General features: G+C 73.0%; 2 protein-coding genes and 1 pseudogene. 2 read left to right on the top strand and 1 reads right to left on the bottom strand.

What is annotated here, in order from left to right; genetic code table 11:
- Positions 1 to 562 precede the first annotated feature (562 nt).
- A complete protein-coding gene (locus AOK18_RS27065) occupies positions 563 to 1,780 on the bottom strand; it encodes a PP2C family protein-serine/threonine phosphatase (protein WP_055696036.1) in 1,218 nt (405 codons plus the stop codon).
- A 378-nt stretch (positions 1,781 to 2,158) separates the two neighbouring features.
- Between AOK18_RS27065 and AOK18_RS33135 the strand changes: the two genes are divergently transcribed.
- Positions 2,159 to 2,335 carry a hypothetical protein gene (locus AOK18_RS33135; protein WP_157865227.1) on the top strand — a complete coding sequence of 59 codons (177 nt, stop codon included), beginning with the start codon at positions 2,159 to 2,161 and terminating at the stop codon, positions 2,333 to 2,335.
- A pseudogene (locus tag AOK18_RS33720) lies at positions 2,332 to 2,534 on the top strand (tyrosine-type recombinase/integrase); the annotation flags it as partial. The gene AOK18_RS33135 and the pseudogene AOK18_RS33720, both read left to right, overlap by 4 nt.

The raw sequence follows: 2,534 nt of genomic DNA, 5'->3' as shown, positions 1-2,534 counted from the left end.
GGGCCGACGGGCAGCGCGTCGTCGAAGCCACCGTGCCGCGGGAAGGCCCGATCGAGGGGGGCACGTTGTTCGTGGCGCGGACGAGCAGCCGCCCGTCCCGGGTTCGGCAGCCGGCCGCGCGGGGGACAGTTCGAGGAAGGGCCGGCCCGGGCGGCCGGCGATCGCGTGCGCGAACGTGCTCCTGCCGGTCCCGGGCGGGGCCGAACAGCATCACCGCTCGCGGCAGTTCCACACCGTGCCGGGCGGCCGGTTCGGGGTGGGCCGGGGGCAGGACCAGGCGGCGTTCGACGAGCTGCTTCTCCCTGTGCGCGCCCGCGACCTTCTGCCACAGTCCTCCGGGCGGCAGCTCCGCCCCGCGGGGGAGAGCATGCCGGCCTTCTGAGGAGTCACCGGTCCGCGCTTCCCGAAGACGACCATGCCCGAACGGGTGCCGAAGCCGCAGGTGCGCAGAGCGACGGCACCGGTCTCGCCCTCGGGCAGGACCGCGTGCACCGCGCGGACGCCACCGGCGAAGAGCCGGTGTGCGCAGGACGCGTGCGACAGGCGTCGGCCGTGAGTCCGATCAGTCGGCGCCGCGCCACTCGATGAGCAGGAGCGTCGCGTCGTCCGTCGTGATCCCGCCCCGTGCCCGTTCGAGCGTGTGGGAGAGGGAACGGGCCACGGCCCGGATCTCATGCGCCGTACGTTCGATGCGGTCCACCCAGCCGATGAGCTGTTCCTCACCGAATTCCTCGCCATCGGCACCGTGCTCCTCGATCAACCCGTCGGTGAAGCACATGATCCGGTCTCCGGGCTCGAGGGTCAGTTCGTTGATCCGGGGCTCGTGACCGCCGAAGCCGACAGGGAGCGTCGTCGGGCCGCGAAGCCGCCGGACCACACGGTGGCCGCGGATCAGCAGGGGGGCGGGATGTCCCGCGTTGACCCACTGGACACGGCCCGTCATGGTGTCGAGCCGCATCATCTGAGCGGTCACGAAGTGGTCGGGGCCGAACTGCTCGGCGATGGCCCGGTCCATGAACGCATAGATCTCCGACAGGCCGACGTCGGTCCGCCGGGCGTGCCGGTAGGCACCGACGGCCACCGTGGCCATCGTGGCGGCGTCCAGGCCGTGCCCCATCGCGTCCACCATGGCCACATGCAGCACGTCACCGTTGAGGGCGTAGTCGAAGCTGTCGCCGGCCACGTCGTAGGCGGGCTCCAGCGTTCCGGCCAACGCGACCCGAGGTGTGGACATGGCCAGCGGCGGCAGCAGTGACCATTGGATCTCCGCAGCCACACTCATCGGTTCCCTGCGCCGGACCCGGAAGAACAGATCGGTGTACCCGTGCTTGGCCACCAGCATGTCGGCCAGCAGAGCGGCGATCCTGCGCAGCAGCCGCCGGTCGGCGTCGTGGACCCCGCTCAGAGTGACGGCCATGACGCCCATCTGGTCGCCGCCGCCCAGCAGAGGCAGGTAGACCCGCACGCCGTCGGCCTGTGGAACCTCGACACGACGCGCCTCCTGAAAGGCACGACCGGCATCGGAGCCGTCGATCCGCTGCGGTTCCCCGGCCGCCAGCCCCTCGCCCGGCAGGGGCACGAGCCACACCTGCCCGTAGTCCTGCAAATAGATCGAGATCTCGCGGCCACCGAGTCCGCCCACCTGCCGTGCGACGAGCGGACCGAGCAGATGGGCCGGCAACTCGTGCCCCCGGTCCGGCAGGGCTCCCAGGAGCTCCTCCCCGAACCCCTCCGGCCGGTCCGTGCCTCCTCCACCGCCCTGCCGCTCACCGCCCGTCATCGCCGTGGCCCCGGTGGGCGCTCTGCCGGCTCCTCACGAAGAAACTGTGCACACGAACTCCCGACGCAGCCTGACCGATCAGAGCAGCGTGGGACCGCCGCCCGATCCGACCGGCGGGCCATTGCCCCGATCCCGTCGCCACGACCGGGCCACCCGCCTGTGGCCGCCGGTCTTGCTCCCGTTCGGAGAGGGTCGCACAACCTCTATCACGCCGACCCCGCCTGCGCCCGGCACGGCGTCGACCGCGGTCGGGTCGACCTCTCCGCCGCGTTCGCCCGCCTCCTCCGACGCCCGGGCCGGCTCTGTGACAGGCGCCGGCCGACTGCGGTCCGCCGGACCGGGCCCCGGCCACCAGGAGCGACGTCGACCGGCAACGGCGTGTCCCGTCGCGCCGAGGACCCGAAGGAGCGGTCGCTCACGAGGGAGGAGGGGGAGCCGCTCGACCACCGGCACCGGAAGACCGGGTGGAACTGCGCCCGCGAGTCGCTCCAGGCGGCCGAGAACGGGACCGCCGAGCGGGAAGGCGGCGGGCCGTCGAACCGCCGCACGCGGTGATCCAGGACCCGTGCCGCTTCTCCGCCTCCGCCCCCGTCTCCGGCGGGACGGGCGTCAAGCAGGTCCGGCTGGTCCTCGGCCGCGCGTCGGCCGTCAGCGCGCTGCGGATCTGCGCGCACCCGTGGCCGGGCGAAGAAGCCCGCACCCGGACCGTCACGGACACCGTTCTCGGCGGCCTGCGGTCCGGGTGCGGGCTTCT

It is taken from the genome of Streptomyces prasinopilosus (genome assembly GCF_001419695.1).
Classification (GTDB): Bacteria; Actinomycetota; Actinomycetes; order Streptomycetales; family Streptomycetaceae; genus Streptomyces; species Streptomyces prasinopilosus.
Note: the sequence above shows the minus strand (reverse complement) of the source record. Positions and strands in the feature narration are given on the sequence as shown.

Bases quoted from the DNA above. Each gene is read 5' to 3' on its own strand.
- AOK18_RS27065 (WP_055696036.1), bottom strand. From the start codon at position 1,780: ATGACGGGCGGTGAGCGGCAGGGCGGTGGAGGAGGCACGGACCGGCCG.